The sequence below is a fragment of the Vibrio sp. 1249-1 genome, from assembly GCF_033340495.1.
Genome location: NZ_JAWOWJ010000010.1, coordinates 19,156 through 40,665 on the forward strand (window position 1 = coordinate 19,156; position 21,510 = coordinate 40,665).

A 21,510-nucleotide genomic window follows, 5' to 3' on the forward strand; every position below is an offset into this window, starting at 1 on the left:
ACCTTAATCAAGGAATAGGGTTATGCAGATTTTAATTGTTGGAGGTAGTAAGGGGCTAGGAAGGTTCTTGGCTACGAACTTACAGGGTACAGAAATTTATACGATTTCTAGATCAAAGCTAGTTGAGGATGGAGTAGTTTCTATTTGTATTGACGTTGATCCCGATAAAAAACCAGATTATACGTGCTTCAAAGGTGTAGAGTTTGACATCATAGTTTATTTGGCGTCGATGTGGGGAGAGTCTTCAGAATTGACAACAAACGAACTGATTGAGTTTATGAATGTTGGTCCGATTGGGTATCTTAATTTAGTCAATGAGCTTAACGCTTTAGGTTCACTTAACGATAAATGCAATATTGTATCTATTGGCTCTACAGCAGAGCTTTCAGAAAGTAGTGAATACCCTGCATTCGCCCTCAGTAAAAGATTACTCAAAGATATTTCTAGCCAGCTGCAAAACGTTTATCGTGATTACCGCTTTACTCACTTTACAATAGGTGGGATCGGGCATGCTGAAGAGGAACGTATTGAGTATTCGAGTGTTTTGGAGATTATAAATATGCTAACCAAGCTTGATCCAAACACATACCTTTCAAATATGCATATAAAGTCCAAGCTAGGAATGTAGCTCTCAAGCTGTATTACGTACCTGCTTCTATGGTTTGGCATCATGTGCATTCTTTTTATTGAGCTATGGTTATAACTCCAATGAAAGGAGTTTACTTATGTCATACATTGATGGGTTTGTCGCTGCAGTGCCGACAGCGAATAAAGAAAAGTATATCGCACACGCAAAAATAGCAGCAGAAATGTTCAGGGAGTTTGGGGCCTTAAAGGTTGTTGAGACGTGGGGGAGTGAAGTACCAGATGGTGAGATCACATCATTTCCCATGGCAGTTAACGCTGAAAGCAACGAAACCGTTGTGTTTTCGTGGGTAGTCTGGCCTTCAAAAGAAGTTCGAGACTCAGGGTGGCTGCGGATCATGGGTGATCCTCGAATGAGTCCAGACAATAACCCAATGCCCTTTGATGGAAAGCGTCTCATTTATGGCGGATTTGATGTTATTTTGGAGCAGTAAAATACCAAATAATCTCAACTCGATTCGTGATACTTGGTGGTTTAATCAGTATTACGCTTCTGATGTACGTTCAATAGACTATTCTGCGATAAGTGTTGATAAAACTCCATTTGGAGGCTTAGAGTAAAAATGGAAGAGATAAATTATTCACTGATTGTCGTATCAGCTATCGCTGCCATCGCTAGCCCCGGACCTGCAACTCTTGCGATAGCAGGCACGTCAATGAGCCACGGTCGGCGCTTTGGTGGGTATTTGGCTGCAGGTGTTTTAACGGGGTCTTTATTTTGGTCAACCTCAGCCGCTTTTGGTCTCGCAACCATACTCTATAGCAATGTTTGGCTTTTTGAAATTCTTAGATATTGTGGGGCATTTTATCTTTTATATTTGGCTTTAAAGTCCGTACATTCTGCCTGCAACATCGAGCAGCTAAAGTTACCCAAAACATACGTAACGACAGAGAAGGGTAACTACTTAACCGGAGTGTTAATTCACTTAACTAACCCAAAGGCTATTCTGTTTTTTGGTGCGCTTTATTCGATAGGGGTTCCTCCTACGGCCAGTCCGTTGGAATTGTTGTCGGTCATTTTTGTTGTAGGGCTGGTTAGTGCTTTGGTTTTCTTTGGCTATGCTTTTCTTTTCGCGTATAAAAAGGTCAGGCAAACCTATCTCAGATTCAAAGCAGTTTTTGAAGGCGTGTTCGCGTTATTTTTTGGTGTGGCAAGTATTAAGTTGCTGCTTAGTGAGGCAGGAAAATGAAGCAAAAAAGGCTTGAAGAAATAAGAATAGATAATCTATCTGATTTGACGGTCTATTAAGTATACTAAGTAGCCGATTTGTTAACTTCCATAAGAGCTGCTGGCTAGAAAAAGCTTACAACCAAACGATGCTAAATATTATCATTCAAAGGGCTAACAAAGGCCCATAATTTAATTCGTATCACTGTTCATGATTGTGCTCTTCGCGCAGTGCTGTAGTATTAGTAACGTGTTGTTAATACTAAATATAACCAATTGAAACCTGGACGTTGCATTACTTGTAGTTCGATGAAATGTTATCCCGCAAGACGTTAATTTGGAGAAAAGAATGGATTCAAACTCACTATTATTATTTGTTGTCGCTTGTCTCGCTATCAACATGATTCCTGGACCTGATGTAATTTATATTGTTTCCAATACAATGAAAGGTAAATTATCTGCTGGGCTGAAAGCGGCTCTGGGGCTTGGTATTGGTTACTTTTTTCATACACTAGCGGCATGTTTAGGTTTGTCAGCAATAATTCTGAGTTCATCTTTGGCTTTTAGCGTTGTTAAATGGTTAGGGGCCGCTTACCTAGTTTATTTAGGTGTTCAGTCATTACTGTCTATGTGGCGTGGAGAAAGTAAAATCGTTGAAAACAAAAATGTTGATAATAATAAAAATGTGTTTGTTCAGGGGGTTATCGTCAGCGTCTTGAATCCAAAAGTAGCGCTATTCTTTCTCTCGTTTCTGCCTCAATTTATTGATACGTCTGCAAGCTCAACATCAATGCAATTATTAGTACTTGGTTTGCTGTTCAGCGCACTTGCGACGACATGTAACGTTTTGTACGCCTCTGTGGGTAATTGGGTATTTAGTCGTCCACACTCTCAGCGTTATTCAAGAACTCTTGAAGGTGTTTCAGGTATTCTACTTATCAGTCTAGCGAGTAAAGTGGCATTTAGTGATCGTTAGATACAGGGCATTTTATTCTCGTGATTATTATATGGCTAATGTTTGCTCAATCCATACGTTAAATGAGTGCTATTGCATAGGTTGAATCACAAATTTCAAAAATACCAATAAGTGAACGTATTTATTTATAGTATGGTTGGCGCGATTTTATCGTAGCTAGGTTAATAACATGAAAAATAAAGTAATTCTGTGTTCCGCATTCCTTTTGGGTTTGTCAGGTTGTGCTTCTGTTCCTACTGTTGATTCGACAGTATCAAATCAAATGAAATCATTTGAAGCACCTCAAAAGGGGAACGCAGGGATTTACATTTACCGAGAAGATGCTTTTGTCGGAGCAGCGCTTAAAAAGTATGTTTACGTCGATGGGGAATGTATTGGTGAAACCGCTCCTGGTGTATTCTTCTACCATGAGGTCGAAGGCAATAAAGAACATCAAGTAAGTACAGAGTCTGAGTTTTCGGAAAATCACTTAACTATCTTAACGGAAGAGGGCCGTAATTATTTCGTTAATCAATACATTAAAATGGGTGTATTTGTTGGTGGTGCGGGCGTAGAACTCGTGGACGAAAGCAAAGGTAAAGCAGAAGTACTAAAAGTCGACATGGCAGAAAAAGGAAACTGTTCTTCGATCTAGTTTTACTAACAGACGCTTTTTAGATTAAAAACACATTATCAATGTAACCCAACGCTTGATGAGATCCATTCAGCGTTGGGTTTTGTATTTTTGGCAAACAGTATACCTATTTCAGACCGCATGATTTGCCACCTCCTAGCTTGAGCCAATTTATCGTTCAAAGTATCTACTTGTGAAACGTGAATTTTCGAGAGGATTTCGTAGGGAGCAATCCTACAAACGCGATTAACTGATATGCCATTCCATCATTAACCTTGTCGAGTGTATTGCTAAACTAGGTAGCGGTGTGTCTCCTCTCATTAAACAAATAATAGGTATATCAGTTTTAGCTTCTATGCCTTTACATCATGCACTCGGAGCGCAATTTAAAATCAAAGGGCTAACACCAATATTAGAGAAAAATCTTGAAAGTCACCTTACACCACTAACGAAACTCTCTGTTTCAAACATTACCTCAAATCGACTAACGCAGATGGTTAATAATGCGTTAAACCCTTATGGCTACTATCATTCCGAGCTCAATGTTCAGAGATCAGATAATGATCTCATCACGCTTGAGGTTGACGCGGGGGAGGTTATGTTGGTCAAAAAATCTAATATTGCTGTGTCGGGAGAGGCCAGTAACGATCAAGATTTCATCGAACTAATTAATCAAGCTCAACTTAAACAAGGACAGCCGTTGCTTCATTCTGAGTACGACACGCTAAAACGAAACTTGATTTCATTGGCTCAGCAAAAAGGTTACTTAGATGGACGTTTTATCGAATCGTCTTTGGAAGTCATTCCAAGTTTGAATCAAGCCCATGTGAATCTGCATTTCTCTAGTGGTTCTCGTTACCAATTTGGAGAGCTCTCTGTCCTTACGTCGGGTATCGAAACGGCTCGAATAGAAGCGATGAGAACATTTGAGTGGGGCGACGATTTTGACACTGTGAAATTGAGTCAATATCAGGCCGATCTCTCCAGTACTGATTGGTTTCGCAGTGTGATTGTGAAAGCGGATTTCGAGGAGGTATTCGATGGCTATAAGGTGCCGATAGAAGTACTCGCAGAGCCGAATTCACGCAATATTGTGCAAGTCGGTGGAGGGTATTCGACAGACTTGGGGTTGCGCGCTTCGCTAAACTGGACCAAGCCTTGGTATAACGCACGTGGACACAGTTTTGAGGCACAAGCGTACGCTTCCAAACCGGAACAATCGCTATTACTTGGTTACAAAATTCCCACCCAAAATGTTCTAACGGATTACTACGGGATTCAGTTTGAATCTAAGCATGTCGACTATCGAGACACATCGAGTTTTTCTAATGATTTATCGTTTGAAAAACACTGGCAGTTAGACAGTGATTGGCAAAGCACCATGCACGTTCGTTATTTGCAAGAAAGTTATCAACAAGCGTCGGAGAATAACGAATCACAGTTGTTATTACCGGGGGTGACATTTTCACTGCTTGATCGCAAGAACGATCAATTAGAAGTAAGGCACCATCACGTTTACTCATTGGAATACTCAGACCCTAATTTTTTCTCCGATTCTCGTTTGCTGCGTATTGAGGGCAATAGTGTTCTGTCTTGGGACATTAGTGAAAAACACAAGTTTCACTTTCGTTCTAATGTTGGCATTAATGTCGCTGACACTTTGAGCGATATTCCATCATCATTACGTTTCTTTGCGGGAGGTGATGGCAATCTTCGTGGTTATGGTTATGAGTCTATCTCTCCGAGAGATGAAAATGGCGATTTAACTGGTGCTCATTACATGTTTACTGCTGGGCTGGAATATCAATATCAGGTCTACCGCCAACTGTGGCTTGGGGCATTCTATGATGTCGGTGATGCCTTCAACGATAAGGTGGATTGGAAAAGTGGTACAGGGTTGAGTTTGATATGGAATTCAAAATACGTGCCCGTCAAAGTGGATTTTGCTTACGGTTTAGATGCTCCTCAAGGAGACCAATTCCGCGTTCACTTCTCGCTGGGAACGCAGTTTTAGCGGGCATTAAAAAGGCTCTCATCCTTGCAGATAGAGAGCCTTTTAAGTCTTGATTGTTTAGAGTTCGAACTCACCATTCAGTTTCTTGAATATCCAGTTAGGCGCCTTATGCCATCCACTATAGTTTGGATTCTTAGTATGGATCTCATTCATTGATTGCCATTGAGTTTGGCCTTGTCCATCTCGAGATACTCGCCAAAACAGTTCATCTTGTTGTCGATTTAAGTAGTGCATGACATGTTCTGCAAAGGCTTCGCTTTGGACCAACACACCAAATTCCACATTGAGGAAGTCCGATCTTGGGTCGAAGTTTGATGAGCCGATATAAGTCAGCCTATCATCGAGTATCACCGTCTTGTTGTGATAATAAGTATCCGCATGGAAGTAATGGTCATCATTTTTCGCTTGGTTTTTGTACTCAAGTATATGAACGCCCTTATCCAACAGGGTTTGGCGATGCTCCTCGTAATAAGCCGGAATAAAGCCAGAGTCGTTAGATGCAGACGAGTTCGTCATTAACGTGATGTCCGCTTTTTGCTCCATCAAGGTATCAATAAAGGCAAATTCACCATCACTTGGTACCACATAAGGCGTTGATATCACTGCTTTGGATGCAGAGGTTATTTGTTGCCAAACTTGGTGTTCTGCACGTTTTCTAAAGTAGGGTTTGTTGTTTTCTAACTTGTTTAATGAGTCGAAAACGGGGGTGACTTGCGCAGCGATGAAGTCGGGACTGGTCAGGTGTTTAACCTGCTTTTCAACTTCAGCCAGAATGATGCTTTTGTCTTTCTCACCTTTATTAAGCGCTTTAGTAAACGCGGAATAGTTTGGGGTAACGTTAACGATGTTTTCTATTGGCGTGACATGCTCGCTGTCCCAAAGTTGTTGGTAGTTCTGGTCGAACGCTCGAATAATGCTGCCTTTGAACAAGACATCCATATCAAAGAAGTTGGCTTTGCGGCTGTAACCAAAATAGTCGTCGCCAATGTTACGTCCACCTAGAATCATCCATTGATGGTCGACGTTGAAGTACTTCTCGTGCAGACGATTGTCCAAACGTTGTTGATGAGTAGAGAAGTTGACGGCGCGACCAATCCAGCCTGACTTACGTGAATCAAACGGATTGAATAAACGGATTTGAATGTTGTCGTGAGCGCTGAGATCAGCAAGCCATTTCTCGTTAAACACCAATAAATCATCGAGAGTGAGTCGAACTTGCACGCCACGATCTGCTGCTTGTTTGAGTTCATTGAGTAGCATCAAACCAAGCGTGTCACTTTCCCAAGAAAAGTAAGTCATATCGATGCTTTGCTGAGCGTTTCTTACCAGTTCAACGCGACGCGCAAAGGCTTCCGGAGCGGTAGGAATTAAGTAAACTTTGGCTTGATGCTGAGTAGTTTGCCAATTGGCTTCAAAATCCGGTTCAACTTGCGGGTAGGGCTGGGCACAGCCAACCAATAGTGCGCTGAAGATAAAGAGCAGCAGAGCACGAAGGGCGTTAGGAAACATGAGTAAACCTTCCTAATGATGTTCAAGGAATAAGGATGAAAAAAGCCAGCGAACTGGCTTTTAGGTATTCGGTAACGAGTTTTGAGTGGCTGAGGATGAAGTTACATGTGGCTAAGAATCAGCCCAAGTTCCTCGAGACCGTTGAGGCGACCTTGGCGCAGTTTTGGATCGATGCCTGAGTGATGAGCATTGTCCCAGTCTTGCGTGGATTGAATGCCGCCATCGTTATCGATCAGCAATACTCGATCAGTCGCACCGTTGTATTGGAAGTCATCAAATAAACGTTCGCTAAACCACATACGAGAGAGCTCGTTCATCATCGCTTTGTCTTTGCTACCTGGACGAACACTTGAACCATCAAGCTTTAATGCTTTATTAAACACAAATGGTAATTCCGATGCATTACAAGCGCCCACAACACAACTGATGCTTTTGAGTAAATCGCCAACGTCGAGATCGCCATTTTCACCTTTGGTATTGTAAGTCCATACGTTGAATCCAGGTTTGTAGTCAAAGTAGTAGAAGCTTGGCGTTGCTCCTGTTGCTTCTTCAGTTGAAACTTTATGACGGTTTGGACCCGTGAAGAGCAAATCATGCAACGTGGTTTTGAATTGCTGCATGTTTTTGGCCGCGCCATTCAGTTCGCTTTCATCGTTAGGGAAGAAGTCAGCCAGAGCAAGTAACTCCGCGGTTGAATCGGAGTTCCCCAAACCGAAAAACAACTTAGTCATCGCCTCATAAGCGGTGCTAGGCAGCAGTTCCAATAAGTCAGAAAGATCGAGTTCAATCGAAGCTGAATCGCTGAGTAATGAACGATATTCAGCGCGTAAACGGTTTAAGTTCGTCTCCGATTCTAGCCACTCCACCATGTATTCGACGATTAAGTTTTCGTCACCACTTTCAATGATTTCTGGCGCCTCTTGGCTCAAGATTTCAATAATAGTTGGGATCAAAAATGTCAGGCTCGGTAGCATGCCCAGAGTATTGCTTTCTGCGCTGTTAGAGCCAATTACCGTCGGTACGATCCATTCACTCTCAATCGCTTGTTCAGTAAAGTGATAGCCTGGTACTTCTTTCACTAGAAACGCTGGTGGGCGATGCTCGATGTAAGGCGCAAATGGCATCAACGTAGCTAATGGGCTGTTGTCGCGTGTTGGACTGATAACCGGAATATTCGCGGCGGTCAGTACCCAGTTCTTAAGACGTTGAATAGGATCAAGCATCTCGCTCTGTACCTTCATAACCTCTTCAAGTGGCAGTAACGCAAGATCTTCAACGCTTTGCTCTGGTCTTTGGCTCTTGGCAACATCGTAACTTTTATATTCAAAGCCGTAAGCGTTGCTTTGCATGATGGCACGTTGAAAGTGCTCACCTGCGATTGCAGCATCGCCTTTTGATTGCTGTAAAATTCCTACCGACATGGCACCCGCACCTTGACCCATGAGTGTCACGTTTTGCGGATTGCCGCCGAATGCCTCTATGTTTTGTTGAACCCATTCAAGCGCGTGTTTTTGATCACCTAGGCCAAAGTTACCGCCCTCAGGGTTGTCCAAACCATCGACCCAAACACTGCCCAGCAAGCCCAAACGATAGTTAAAAGTAACAGCAATAAACGGGTTACCATCGTCAGCACCTTGTGCAACCACCATATCACCATGAATCAGCGGTTCTGAGCCCGCGCCGTATTCAAAGTCTCCACCGTGAATAAAGACATAAACTGGCAAATCTGCGTACGCTTCTGTCCCGGCTGGTCGCCAAATGTTTAGATTCAAACAATCTTCTGACTGCGTTTGTGTGGTGGTTTTTAACTGCGGACACGCATCACCGAACTGAGTCGCATCAATATCGCCTTCAAGTGGGGCCACAATGCTGTGTTGAAAGCGGTCTGCTTGCGCAAATTGGATACCTTTGAACGCCTCTACCGCTGCCAGTTTTTCATCCGCATCAAGGGGTGTGATGACAAGGGACTCTTTAGTGGCTTGAATGGTCGCATCACCAATTTCCAAAGAGATTTGCTCTGGCGGTAACGGTTGTAATGGCTCCGGATCGTAAGGAACGCTAGGTTTACTTGAATCATCACCACAAGCCGCTAAGGCAAGAGTGATGGTAATGGCTAAAGTTGAGCGATTGAGTAAAGTCATTGTTATGTCCAAAAAGTCATTTGGTGCGTACACCGAAAATGTTAAACGGCATCTAACAAGCGACGTCCTGACGCTTTGGCATTAATCCGTGAATGGTTGGATGGCTTGTTGAATTGATGGCTCAAATGGTAGGACATCGGCGACAGTTTCAGTAATCGCCTTTGTAGGATGCAGTCCTACCATCGTATAGGGGCGGGCTCTTCCTGAGAGCTAGAAACGGTAACCAAGATTTAAGGTCACTGACTCTCGAGTTTCCCCTTTGTTATAGAGAAAGGTCAGGTTGTAGTTTTTGCCGATTTGCTTATTGAAACCAGTCAAAAACGCCCATTGATTAAGATCTACACCAATGTCGTAATCGAATTCGATATCACCGCTTTTTACATGCCCGTCCATTCGAGCGTCCAGTCCTTGATATTCTGCTCCGACAAAGAACTGCGTGCGATAATCGACAAGTTGATAACCCAACATCGGCTGTACAGTAACAATACCATCGCCCCAATCATCTAAGCCCTTTAAGCGAGTTTGCGAATAGGTACCAGTGACAGAAGCAAAGAATTCTTTATAGCCAACCGAAAGGGTTGTACCTATACCACGAAGGTCATATTCCAAATGCAGCGGCACGTCTAGGCGTCCGCGACTACAAAGTGCAGATAAACCATCGCAAAACTTATCACCTAATCCTGGCAGTTTATCGTTCAGCTTATCTTTTATGTACTGGCCACCTTCACCCGTGTAGGCGGCATCAACATTGGCATCGACATTAACTTTTCCGATGTAACCAAATACATTCCAAAATGGCAGGATGTTTACATCGCCACGAAGCGTCATGCTCTCAGCACTCACGATGCCGACACTGTCTTCGGGATCAAATAGTTCATTAAGGCCGATGCCTTCAATCGTGAAATCATTAAATGGAATATTCATATCTTGATTTCGATACGCTAGCGATACACCAAACGGCAGAGGCAAATCGATACCTTGACGACGAACCATATCACCCATTAAAGGAAAAACGCGGTCTAGCTTAACACTGGCTTCTTGCATGCGTGGATCAGAGACCTCATTCAAGCGTTTTTCGTCTAGTACTTGCACGCCAAGCTTATCTTCATAAATCGCTACCGGTTTTACGCTGCTCATCATTTCGAGGGGGTTATTTTTCTTTGAACCAACTATCTTGGTGTTTTTACTGGCAATCGCAATTTTGCCTGATGTTAACTTCTGGAAGAGGATCTCTTGATCGTAAGAATCCACTTGGTAGTTGTGATGTGTGAACGGTTTATCGTTGGTAATGACCATACGTTTCGGTTCACCATTAACCAACTCAATATCAACGCTTAAAAAGCGGAAGTAGGCGATATCTTGAGGAAGACCGTATTTTGAGTAATTAAAACTGATGATCACATTACCGTTCTGATCCTCTTTGGCTCTTACTGATGACGGATCAAAACTCTCTGCGTAGTTTCGAAGGCGGTATTCTGTTCGTGTGAAAGCTTCGATCTCATCAAGTACTTTTTCATTTTCATCGAGTTGTTCAGGGTTGTACTTGATACGCAGATCAATGTTGCCTTTGTTATCGGTGTTCTTAACCAAGTAGACGGACGAATCGCGAACGCTATCACCGATTTTAACACTTCGGTGGGCATGCTCTACCAAATGCTCGCCTTGAACTAGAGAGCTGATGGCCAGTTTTGGTAAATCATGACTGATACCGTATTTGTCGAACAGCGCTCGGCCTTGCTCGATTACTTCGTTGTAGGTCGTCGTCTCTTCAGCGGCGAAGCCAAAAGTGGGGGTAGTAAGCATTAGTGCGCTCGCGAGCACAGTAAGAGAAGACGTCTTGCCGGCGCGTAATTCAAAAAAACTCATGACAGTTTCCACTCTGAATAGTCTCAAACCTTCGAGACTCAGACAGTTAATGTGTCACTGAACTTCTTGTTCAGTTAGATAGATATGTTTGCTGTGATTGACGTTGTGAATGCATGGTTTTCGATTGCATTTCGTGAATCAATGAGAGGATTTTATGAGGTGAAGAGAAATCCCGTTAATCGCTTTTGATGGATACTATCCTCGCTTTATGGGTGAGGCAGGAATAGGGTAGTGAACAAAGCAACAAGCCCCGCAGAGCAAAAGCAATGCGGGGCTTTAGTTTCAAGAACGGAGGTGACGCTTAGACCGTAACGCGAACACGAAACAGATCAGTAAACAACTTGGCAATCATCAAAATGATCATAATGTTTACCAGCATCAGCAAGGGCGTTTCAATTCGATATGCTGGGGTTAAATTGAGCGCTCCTGATGTCAAGACAACCAATAAGTTAATACCTAGAATTCTGTGTACCATCAGCTTTGGTGTGGAAAATATCTTCCAAATTACGATGATGTTGATGAAGTAGAATAGCCCAAGCTGCCAAAGCTCGGTCATCATTGGCATTAGGAAAATGTATTGCAATAGAATCACCGTGCCAGTGCCTATCACACCAAAAAATGCATCTTTAATAATGCTTGGTGGCATAGTAGGAACGATTGAAGAGAACACGCCAGCTAGCATCGGAAAAATGAAACCTCCGGGTACGGGCAGATAAATCCAGATCAACAAAGAAGTGACGAACATGGATACACCTTGCAATACCTTTCTGCCGTCTTCATTCAAATGCTGGATAAACGTTCGATGCTCGTGATGCCAAACTGTGTTTTTCTCTCTTTGCATGACACAAGCAACGTGACCAATGAGCGAAGTACTTGGATTTCTAATATCAAAGCTTTGAAGTTGCTGCGTTAGCGTTGGCCAATCGATCTCACGACTTTGCGATTTATCTGCTTGTTCTAGCAATCGGTCTTGGATTTGTGCCATCTCATTTAAACGCGCACGCCATAGCTGACGATGTTCTTTCAAGTGGTAGCTGCCAGTAAGTGGTAAGCCGACCAGTTGGAACAACTTTTCTATGTTGGCGCTGTTGGTCTCAAGAGCTTCAATATCTATATCATTGGGCGATTTCATAGCGTTAAGCATCGCCTCTCTGCTGGTCTCAAAACGTTGAATGAAGTTTTGTTCTGTACTGACTGGCCAGACTAATCGGTACACAACAGAAAACGTGATCACACCAAGAATCGTCTCTTGCATGCGAAGAACAGCGAAGTGGAACGTTGCTTGACTATCAAATCCTCCCATACATGCGATGATGGAGCACACAGCAAAACCGATAGAGAACACATAACCATACTTTTCGTCGCTCGACATAAAAATGCACGCACCTAAAAACAAGGTGAAGAAGGTGAGAAACAAAAAGCGATCTTGAGAAAACGTCGTGATGAGGAAAAAGGCATAACCGATGCCAAGGAGGGTTCCTAATAAGCGATTATGACCTTTGTTTATTGAGTGAGCGAAGCTTTCATTTAATGCCATTACCGCGACTGCGATCGCTGCCCAATACGGTTTCTCCCATTGAAACCATAAGGCAAGGCAGATCGCGATAACGATAGACAGCGCAGCTTTGATTGCTTCTTTGGTTGAGGCATTAAACATACATTCCACCGCATTATTGTTTGATGATTTTGATAGAGGCCGTCATACCAACACGTAGTTGAAAATCTTTCGGTAAGTGATCTAATTTAACTTTAATTGGAATGCGTTGAGCTAAGCGTATCCACTGAAAGTTAGGGTTCACATTGGGCAAAAGATCGTTACCAGTACTACCATCTTGCTTCGCAATGCCGTAGCCAATGCTTTTGATTTTGCCTTCCAGCACAGCTTCATTGTGCATCATTAAGGTCACGTAGGCTTTATCTTGTGGATCAACGCCAACTAAATCCGTTTCTTTGAAATATCCTTCGATCCAAAAGCTGTCTTCATCAATCAAAGCCACGACTGGGGAGTTAGCGACGACTTGAGAGCCGACGCGTAAGTTCAAATTAGTGATATAACCATTCGTTGGCGCATAAACTTTTGTGTAATCAAGGTTTAGCTTGGCTTCTTCAACATTGGCTTTCGCGAGTTCTACGTTGGCAACGGCTGTCTCCACCGCATTGTCTAGGTTATTCAATGTCAGTACAGGTACAGCGCCAGGTGTGCGCTTTTCTAACTTAAGTGCTCGCTGCTCTTCATTTTTGGCCTTTGCTAGTAATGCAATGGCTTGCTTTTGAGCTGCTAGCGCTTTGTGGTACGCCGCTTTATAGATGCTTGGGTCAATCTCAAACAGCAAATCGCCTTGTTTCACTTGCGAATTGTCTTCGACGTAGACTTGGATGATTTGTCCTGTTACGCGGGGGGTTATAGAAACGATGTGCGCGCTAACTTGGCCATCTCTAGTCCAAGGGTTGTCAGAGTATGATTGGTAGTAGCTGAAAATCACGGTGCCAGCGGAACACAGTAATAGCAGTGTGATGAGATAACGTTTTATCACGGAATTTGCCTCAAAATATGGTAATGAATCGACCAATAACGCCAGTAAAAATCACAATTAGGCTTAGCTCAGCGAGCGCAGGAAATGCAACGTATTTGTGGAGTCCCAGTTTTGTTGCAACGGTTCCAACCAAAATGGTGAGCATGTAAGCCAATGCAATAACCAGCAACAAGGGAGGGAAGTAAACTTCGCCCCACACAAGTTCATGTGGCATTGAGTTCATGGTGTTTTTCTCTATTAACTTGATGAATGTAAAGATAAGGCAAGTGATGGCATCAGTGATAATCGCTTTTGTAGGATCTAATCCATCAAGAGAAAGGTGTTATGCGCTATATAGAGGGAATAGCGCAACAAAGTAGCTTTTTGGACAGTGAAAATAAAAATAAATTTATTTTCCAATTTATTTGATGTTCATTTCAGACCACTAAGTTATTAAATTTTCGACAATTATTGTTCAATGTTTGCGTTTGAATATGCGAAGTGATGGTTTCATCCTTCAAATGGGATTACGAGTTGTGAGGTTTTGTTTCTAATATTCGCTTCGAAGCAAACGAGATGCTTTTTAAATTAAATAATCCAACAAATATGAGTGACAGATTATTCGTTAGATTATTTGAGGTTTATATTTATTAGTAAGAGTAAAATTGTCATGGAAATTATTTCTAACCTTTTTGACATGGCACCATTTGTTGCTCTCTTTATTACGCTCTCTCTCGGTTATATGGTAGGTAAAATTACCATTGGTCGATTTGTTCTTGGCGGTGTTGCGGGAACATTATTAATGGGTGTAATTATTGGGCAATTTGGTGTTCATATTGATCCCGGCGTAAAAAGCATTTTCTTTGCGCTCTTTATTTACGCAGTAGGGTATCAAGGTGGTGCGCAGTTCTTTAAAGCATTGAACTTTAGAACCATCAACATTCTACTTTCTGCTGTAGTGATGACGGTTTCTGGCCTGCTTTGTGTACTAGCAGCAGCTTGGATGTTTGATCTAGACAGAGGTACGGCAGCAGGCCTTGCAGCTGGTGGTTTGACTCAATCGGCAATCATCGGTACAGCGGGTGATGCGATCGCACGTCTTGGTGGTGTGACAGAAGAAGCGAAGCACCTAATGCAGACCAACGTCGCAGTAGGCTACGCGGTTACGTACATCTTTGGTTCGCTTGGTCCAATTCTGATGGTGACATGGGTATTCCCAACACTGATGAAGTGGGATATCCGAGCAGAAGCGATTGCGCTAGAAGAGAAAAATTCAAATGGTAAGCGTGATTTAGCGCCGGGTGAGTTCAACGCTATCACAGCGCTGGTTACACGAGCATTTAAAGTGAGCAAAGATGGTGGGCTAGCAGGCAAAACCTTAGCTCAGTTAAACCAACACGCTCTAGCTGCTTGTATTGAATTGATTCAACGTGATGGCAAAGTGCTAGAAGTGGACAAATTCACAGCACTGAAAGAAGGGGATGTCATTGTTGTAACTGGTCGTCGTAATGCGGTACATAAGCTGCAAGATGGTTTGGCTGACAACGAGATTGCACTTCCAGAAGGCTATGAAGTTATTGAAGAAAACCGTCAACTGATCGCAGACAACCGCAAACTGATTGGTAAGTCGCTGCAAGAGATTAAAGAGGCTTCGAACCAAGGCTCTATGCGCGGTATTTATGTGACAGACTATATTCGTGAAGGCAACTCAATTGAAATGACGCCGGATCTTGTGGTGAAGAAAAACGACGTCATCCAGCTTACAGGTACCGCAAAAGATATCAATCGCGTTGAGAAAAACATTGGTCAGCGAATGGGCTCAGCAAACGTGACTGACTTAATCGTGCTTGGTATGGGCATGGTGGTGGGCCTATTAATTGGTCTAATCAGTTTTAAGATTGCTGGTATTCCCGTCACTATCGGTTCTGGTGCAGGTTGTTTGATCTCAGGTTTGATCGTCGGTTGGTTGCGTAGCCGCAATCCGCATGTTGCTCAGTTTCCTGTGGGTGCCGCGAACTTTATTCGAGATTTCGGTTTGGCAGCATTTGTAGGCATTGTTGGCCTTGAGGCTGGGCCTCAAGCGGTCGACACCATCAAAGAACACGGTATGTCTCTGTTGTTCCTTGGCATGGGTGTAACGATTATCCCTCAGATTATTTCGTTCTTCTTCTCATATTTTGTATTGAAGATTAAGAACCCGGTTGAAGCACTTGGCTGTGTGACAGGTGGACGAAGTGCGAACCCAGCATTCGCGGCTTTAATGGAAAAAACAGGTAACGCAACGCCAGTATTCTCATTCACTGTGACTTATGCAGTCGCCAATGTCCTGCTTACCCTATGGGGTCCAATTATTGTCGGCATTATTACTTTAAACGCAGGCATGTAATTTAAATAAATTCGAACACGCTTATCGCCTAATTAAATAGGCGGTAGGGGAAGTATTATCCAAATTTTACTAAATAATAGATTCAGGTAAATATTATGACTACGCAAAACACAACAATTGATTTTTCAAAATTTGCAGATTTAAGCCCATTTGAATTAAAAGATAAACTAATTGAAGTGGCACAAACTGTTCCTGACCGCGCGTTATTAGATGCAGGTCGTGGTAATCCTAATTTTCTTGCGACACTACCACGTAAAGCGTTCATTCGTTTGGGTGAGTTCGCAATATTGGAAGCCGAGCGCACTTATTCATACCTAGATGGTGGTTTCGGTGGCATTCCAGATGGTGTGGGCATTGTTGAACGCTTCGATACGTTTGCAAGCAAGAATAAACAAGACCAAGGCGTACAGTTCTTGGAAAAGTCGCTGAGCTACGCAAAAGACCGTTTGGGTCTAGAGAAACAAGCATTCTTGAATGAACTGGTTAACGCATACCTTGCATGTAACTACCCAGTGCCACCACGTATGTTGACGAACATCGAAACCGTTGTGAAGCAATACATTGCAGAAGAGATGTACGGCCCAATGCCAATGACAACAGACTTCGATCTGTTTGCAACGGAAGGCGGTACGGCGTCTATGACGTACACCTTCCAAACTATGTTCAACAACGGTCTATTGAAGAAAGGTGACAAGGTTGCGCTAATCACTCCAATCTTTACGCCTTACCTAGAGATTCCAGAACTGAGTGAATACGAACTGGAAATCGTTGAACTACGTCTGGATGAGACAACATGGCAACTGCCGATGTCTGAAATCGAAAAGCTTGCAGATACAGGCATCAAACTGCTTTGTGTTGTTAACCCGGCAAACCCAGCGTCTGTGAAGTTCTCGGATGAGACTCTGGATAACCTATCAAATTTTGTGAACAACGAACGTAGCGACCTGTTCATTGTGACTGACGATGTATACGGCACATTTGCGGACGACTTTGTCTCACTGTTTGCAAAACTGCCATACAACACGCTTTGTGTGTATTCGTTCTCTAAGTACTTCGGTGCAACAGGCTGGCGTTTAGGCTCGATTGCGATTCAACACAACAACGTGTTTGACGATGCAATGCGTAGCCTTCCTGAAGTGCGTCAACTTGAGTTGGACGATCGTTACAAAACGCTGACTCCGGAACCTCGTGAGATCAAGTTTATTGACCGTATCGTTGCCGACAGCCGTAGCGTAGCGCTTAACCACACAGCAGGTTTGTCGCTTCCTCAACAAGTTCAAATGGCGCTGTTCTCATTGAATTGTCTGATGGACTCAGAGAAAAACTACAAAGAAGCATGTAAACGCATCATTCGCGAGCGTTACAAAACTCTGTACAAAAACATGGGTGTAGAAATTGAAGAAAACAAAGATCGTGTGGACTACTACACACTGCTTGAGCTCGACACTCTGGGCGGCAAATTGTACGGACCAGCATTCGTTGAATGGTTCAAAGCGAGCGAGAAGGGCAAAGACTTCCTGTTCCGCCTTGCACATGAAACCGGCGTTATCCTGCTTCCAGGCCAAGGCTTCGATGTAGTGCACGCATCAGTTCGAGTTTCGTTAGCAAACCTTACTCACCACGAATACGAGCTTATCGGTCGTGCAACACGCAAAGTGTTGGATGAGTACTTTGCTGAGTTCCACGGCTAATTAATCCAGCCTGATTAAGAATAAGCCTCGGCGTTGTCGAGGCTATTCCGACCAAATAAGCACAGTGCGCGATATTGTGTTTATTTAGTCGCCAAGCTAACAAACTTCTCAATTAAGAGTGACTTATGAAAAGCATTATTTCTATTCAATCTCATGTGGTTTATGGCCACGCAGGAAACAGCTCTGCCGTCTTCCCGATGCAGAGGATGGGCCTCGAAGTCTGGCCAATCCACACGGTTCAGTTTTCAAATCACACTCAGTACCAGCAAGGTTGGACTGGGCAGAAGTTTGGGGCAGATGAAATTCATTCTCTAATGAGAGGCTTAGATAACATTGAGAAGTTAGGCGAATGTGGCGCGATACTGTCCGGTTATCAAGGCAGCGCAGAGCAATGTCGAGCGGTGGCCGAAGCGGTAAGTTTAGTCAAATCGCGTAATCATAGTGCACTTTATGTGTGTGACCCAGTTATGGGTGATCCAGACAAAGGTTGCATTGTGGCAGACGGTGTCAAAGAAGCGATAAGCCATAGCTTGTTGCCCATCGCTGATGTGATTGTTCCTAACCAGTTTGAACTGAGCGAGTTAACAGGTGTGAAAATTGACTCTCTTTATGATGCGGTCACTGCATGTAAAAAAGCCTTAGAGTTAGGACCGAAAATGGTATTGGTGAAACATCTGCATGCTCTAACAGATGACGCCTTCAGTATGATCTTAGCGACACCGAAAGCGTGTTATTTAGCTCAGCGTCCAAGTATTGATTTTGACCAGCAACCCGTCGGTGTCGGTGATTTAATTTCTGCGATTTTTACCTCTTGTTTGGTGAAGAAGATGTCTCCTGTCGCAGCCTTTCGTCATACACATAACGCCGTTTACGGTGTATTGGAGATCACAAAAGGCTATGGCACATGGGAGCTACAGATGATCAATGCCCAATACGAATTTGTCGAACCGACGCATGAGTTCAACGTCGTGAAAATTGCTTAGCGCAGTACCTAATTAACGGAGAAGCGTAAAGTTAGCATATAGAAACTTGGCATAATTGCTTTGATGGATAGCATCCTACAATCGCGATTATGGGGTTTAGCCGTGCCTAGCTATAGTAACTCCAAACAACGAAACGGACTTCATTTTGACCCAATTAACTTCAAACTGAGTCTCTGGTCATACGCCAGAGAACATTAAATGAGACTGATTATGAATCGTTTAATTTCCTCTGGTGTGACGGTTGCACTTTCGCTGCTGATAGTAGCTTGTAGTTCACCTCATACGCTGGATGTTCGTGTTTCTCAAAGCAACTATAAAGATGTCGAGATCGCGAGTTCGACACCAAATGAGCCACTTCGAATGTGGGCCAATGAAGCGCCGGATTTTCTCTACTCAGCGCACAATCAAACCACACCGATCAAAGTAGAGGGTGAACAGCTCAATATTTTGGCCTTATCGGGTGGTGGCGTAAACGGCGCATACGGGGCCGGCGTTTTGATGGGGCTACAGGAAAAGGGGGAGCTAAAAGATTATGCCATCATTACTGGAGTCAGTGCGGGTGCCCTAATCGCTCCTTTTGTTTTCATTGGCGGTGATGCGATGCCAAAGATGAAAGAAGTCATGCTCAACATCAATGATAAGAATATTTTGGGTAAGAAGAACTTCTTAAATACCCTGTTTAAGGACGCGTTTACCGATGGTGAGAACCTCTATGATTTCATCGCAGACGCTTACCCTGAGCCCATGATCGAGGCGATGGCGCAGCAACACCGCAATGGTAAACGCCTCTTTATTGGCAGTACCCATTTTGATTCAGGCGAACTGGTGATTTGGAATATTGGTGCGATTGCGAACAGTGATTTAGCGGACAAATCTAAACTTATTTACAAGGTGCTTGCTGCGAGCGCATCGATCCCTGGTGTTTTCCCTCCACAATTTATCGATGTTGAACATGATGGAGAAACACTTGAGGAGTTACACGTAGATGGCGGTCTCGCAGCGCAGGTGTTCTTTAATCCGTCTAACTTCAACTATCAACAAATCTCAGATGCTTTGGGGTTAGAAAAAGCGCCTCAGTTGGATGTGATTCGCAATGGTGCGTTAAAAGCGCCGTATCGTCCACTAAAAGACAAAGGTTTGGACTTGGTATCGAAAAGTGTCTCAAGCCTTACGCTAGCGCAAACTCGTGGTGATCTCTATCGAATGAAATACATCAGTGAAATCAACGATATCGAGATGCAGTTTACCTACATTGATCAAGATTTCAGATACGCCAAAGTAACGAAAGATATGTTCGATCACCGCTACTTGCTGACGATTTACGAATATGGATTCAAAAAAGCCACCCAAGGGCAACTTTGGGTAACTGAACTCCCTTAATACAGGAAAACGATACAATGAAAAAAGCCGTTCTTACACTCATGATGCTTACCGCTTCCGCGACTGCATTCGCCCAAAGTGGAGCCCATCTTGACCAGCAAAAAGTGGATAGTGATATGCAGCAACTGTCTGCAATCAAAGAAGAAGGTGCAGCCTTTATTATGATTGACGAGAACTCGAGTTACGTGGCGGTCGAGTTCGTGGGAAAGTGGGAAGAGATCAACAACTATGTGTCACACAAAGAAGCGAAACAACGTAAATTGGAAAAAGTGAACAAGCAGTTCGTGTACTCTCAGGTCGGTGAAACGTTGGAGTCACTTGAGCAAAAAGTCGTTGACCACATTTACGCTGATCAACCTAAATATTTCAGTGTCGATGTCTACCGCGATTACCATGGTGACTCAGGAGAATTCAACTATTTAGCTCGTGTCGTTGAGTACAACTAAGTTAGAGAAAACCTACTGACGCTAGTAGGTTTTTTTTGTGTTGTCGAGAAGGAATTCAAACGCAGATTGTTACCGTTACCAAGTAGCAATTCTACGATCTTGTGGTAATTTAATTAGATAACTCTAAAAAGTAAGCACAACCTATGAATTTTAGTTTTGAACAACTTCTCGCGTTCGTAACCGTTTATGAACAGCTTTCGTTTAGTAAGGCGGCGGTCAAACTCAATAAGCACCGAACTACAATAGGGCAGGTGATTACCAATCTTGAAGATCAACTGGCGGTCAACCTGTTTGAGCGAGTGGGGCGCTCGGTAGAACCGACAGAAGATGGTCATCTTCTTTACCACTATGCTAAGCAAACCATCGAACAAGCACGTACTTTCGATAAAGTCGCATTAAGTCTAGCTTACGGTGGGTTAGAGAATGTTAGTATCGCCTATTCAAGCGCTATACCACACCGTTTTCTTGTATTGCTTCGTATTCAATTAGCAGCAGATTTTCCGATGATGCGAGTTAACTTTCTTGTTCGTAATCGCAACGAAATTAAAGAGGGTTTACAGAATGGTGATTATCAATTCGGTATTGTCAATGTGCATGATAGTCGAGCAATACATAGTCTGGATGCGACGTTTTTAGGTCATTTTGAATTTGTTCCTTTCGTCCAGAAAGGTGGTGAACTCGCTTCTATGGCACCAGATCGAGTATTGACAGCCTTGAGGAATAGTAAACAATTTGTACTGCGGTCTCTTATTGAAGAGGGAATGGGCGAAAAAGTCATCGTAAGTTCGAACCATGAAGAGGTCGACCAATTGGCCCTTGTAGTGAAAATGGTTGAAGCAGGTTTAGGATGGGCGATTCTCCCCAGAACGTTTGCCCATTCGGAGTTTTCTAATAATCATATAGAGCCAGTGGAAGCTTCTGAATTATTGGAAGGTTTTAAGTTTGGTTTTGGCCTATGGTGCCAACCCTCTAAGCAAGTCGGTGATGTAAAAAATTCAATCATGAAGGTCGTTACAGAATACCGAGAGAAAATAATCCGCGATATGACTTAGCGGCGACATGTATCTTGCTCATCCCTATCAACAACAAGACTCAATGTGAGTCTTGTTTTTTTGTGTCTGAAAAACGTTATCTTTCTAGCGAAGACTAATGTCTATTGGAAGGATATGACCCTCTATA

General features: G+C 43.3%; 18 protein-coding genes. 12 read left to right on the plus strand and 6 right to left on the minus strand.

The window, feature by feature from the left end:
- The first annotated feature begins 22 nt into the window (after window positions 1-22).
- From R7Z50_RS17120 to R7Z50_RS17145, 6 genes are all read left to right on the plus strand, one after another.
- On the plus strand, window positions 23-628 hold the full coding sequence (locus R7Z50_RS17120; RefSeq protein ID WP_258481121.1) for a hypothetical protein: 606 nt from the start codon (window positions 23-25) through the stop codon (window positions 626-628).
- Between the two features lie 97 nt (window positions 629-725).
- Window positions 726-1,079, plus strand: coding sequence for a DUF1428 domain-containing protein (locus R7Z50_RS17125; RefSeq protein WP_005387184.1), 354 nt, complete (start codon window positions 726-728; stop codon window positions 1,077-1,079).
- A gap of 129 nt (window positions 1,080-1,208) precedes the next feature.
- Entirely contained in the window at window positions 1,209-1,835 is a 627-nt protein-coding gene (locus tag R7Z50_RS17130) for a LysE family translocator (protein WP_318149170.1), read from the plus strand.
- Between the two features lie 327 nt (window positions 1,836-2,162).
- Window positions 2,163-2,789, plus strand: a complete 627-nt coding sequence (locus R7Z50_RS17135; protein WP_318149171.1) for a LysE family translocator — start codon at window positions 2,163-2,165, stop codon at window positions 2,787-2,789.
- A gap of 169 nt (window positions 2,790-2,958) precedes the next feature.
- Window positions 2,959-3,423 (plus strand): DUF2846 domain-containing protein, encoded by a 465-nt coding sequence (locus tag R7Z50_RS17140; protein ID WP_005377099.1) that lies wholly within the window; start codon window positions 2,959-2,961, stop codon window positions 3,421-3,423.
- Window positions 3,424-3,757: 334 nt separating this feature from the next.
- Window positions 3,758-5,416 (plus strand): autotransporter assembly complex protein TamA, encoded by a 1,659-nt coding sequence (locus R7Z50_RS17145; RefSeq protein ID WP_246542564.1) that lies wholly within the window; start codon window positions 3,758-3,760, stop codon window positions 5,414-5,416.
- Window positions 5,417-5,473: 57 nt separating this feature from the next.
- Here R7Z50_RS17145 and R7Z50_RS17150 read toward each other — a convergent pair whose 3' ends face one another.
- From R7Z50_RS17150 to R7Z50_RS17175, 6 genes are all read right to left on the minus strand, one after another.
- Entirely contained in the window at window positions 5,474-6,925 is a 1,452-nt protein-coding gene (locus R7Z50_RS17150) for a phospholipase D family protein (protein WP_318149172.1), read from the minus strand.
- A 101-nt stretch (window positions 6,926-7,026) separates the two neighbouring features.
- Window positions 7,027-9,066, minus strand: coding sequence for a carboxylesterase family protein (locus R7Z50_RS17155; protein ID WP_318149173.1), 2,040 nt, complete (start codon window positions 9,064-9,066; stop codon window positions 7,027-7,029).
- Between the two features lie 210 nt (window positions 9,067-9,276).
- The gene (locus R7Z50_RS17160; protein WP_005377103.1) at window positions 9,277-10,932 is read right to left on the minus strand and encodes a hypothetical protein; all 1,656 of its coding nucleotides are present in this window, start codon (window positions 10,930-10,932) and stop codon (window positions 9,277-9,279) included.
- A gap of 301 nt (window positions 10,933-11,233) precedes the next feature.
- Complete coding sequence (locus tag R7Z50_RS17165) at window positions 11,234-12,589, minus strand: FUSC family protein (RefSeq protein ID WP_005377104.1); 1,356 nt, start codon at window positions 12,587-12,589, stop codon at window positions 11,234-11,236.
- 13 nt (window positions 12,590-12,602) lie between these two features.
- Window positions 12,603-13,466 carry an HlyD family secretion protein gene (locus R7Z50_RS17170; protein WP_005377105.1) on the minus strand — a complete coding sequence of 288 codons (864 nt, stop codon included), beginning with the start codon at window positions 13,464-13,466 and terminating at the stop codon, window positions 12,603-12,605.
- A gap of 10 nt (window positions 13,467-13,476) precedes the next feature.
- Complete coding sequence (locus tag R7Z50_RS17175; RefSeq protein ID WP_005377106.1) at window positions 13,477-13,689, minus strand: DUF1656 domain-containing protein; 213 nt, start codon at window positions 13,687-13,689, stop codon at window positions 13,477-13,479.
- 426 nt (window positions 13,690-14,115) lie between these two features.
- Here R7Z50_RS17175 and aspT point away from each other — a divergent pair, with 426 nt between their 5' ends.
- From aspT to R7Z50_RS17205, 6 genes are all read left to right on the plus strand, one after another.
- Window positions 14,116-15,831 (plus strand): aspartate-alanine antiporter, encoded by a 1,716-nt coding sequence (gene aspT, locus R7Z50_RS17180; protein ID WP_005377107.1) that lies wholly within the window; start codon window positions 14,116-14,118, stop codon window positions 15,829-15,831.
- Window positions 15,832-15,926: 95 nt separating this feature from the next.
- On the plus strand, window positions 15,927-17,522 hold the full coding sequence (locus R7Z50_RS17185) for a bifunctional aspartate transaminase/aspartate 4-decarboxylase (RefSeq protein WP_258624464.1): 1,596 nt from the start codon (window positions 15,927-15,929) through the stop codon (window positions 17,520-17,522).
- A gap of 125 nt (window positions 17,523-17,647) precedes the next feature.
- The gene (gene pdxY, locus R7Z50_RS17190) at window positions 17,648-18,505 is read left to right on the plus strand and encodes a pyridoxal kinase PdxY (protein WP_318149174.1); all 858 of its coding nucleotides are present in this window, start codon (window positions 17,648-17,650) and stop codon (window positions 18,503-18,505) included.
- A gap of 210 nt (window positions 18,506-18,715) precedes the next feature.
- Window positions 18,716-19,885: a patatin-like phospholipase family protein gene (locus R7Z50_RS17195; protein WP_318089319.1), complete on the plus strand. Its 1,170-nt coding sequence runs from the start codon at window positions 18,716-18,718 to the stop codon at window positions 19,883-19,885.
- 17 nt (window positions 19,886-19,902) lie between these two features.
- Window positions 19,903-20,331 carry a hypothetical protein gene (locus tag R7Z50_RS17200; RefSeq protein ID WP_047102715.1) on the plus strand — a complete coding sequence of 143 codons (429 nt, stop codon included), beginning with the start codon at window positions 19,903-19,905 and terminating at the stop codon, window positions 20,329-20,331.
- Window positions 20,332-20,474: 143 nt separating this feature from the next.
- Window positions 20,475-21,383, plus strand: a complete 909-nt coding sequence (locus tag R7Z50_RS17205; RefSeq protein ID WP_017634569.1) for a LysR family transcriptional regulator — start codon at window positions 20,475-20,477, stop codon at window positions 21,381-21,383.
- The last annotated feature ends 127 nt before the right edge of the window (window positions 21,384-21,510 follow it).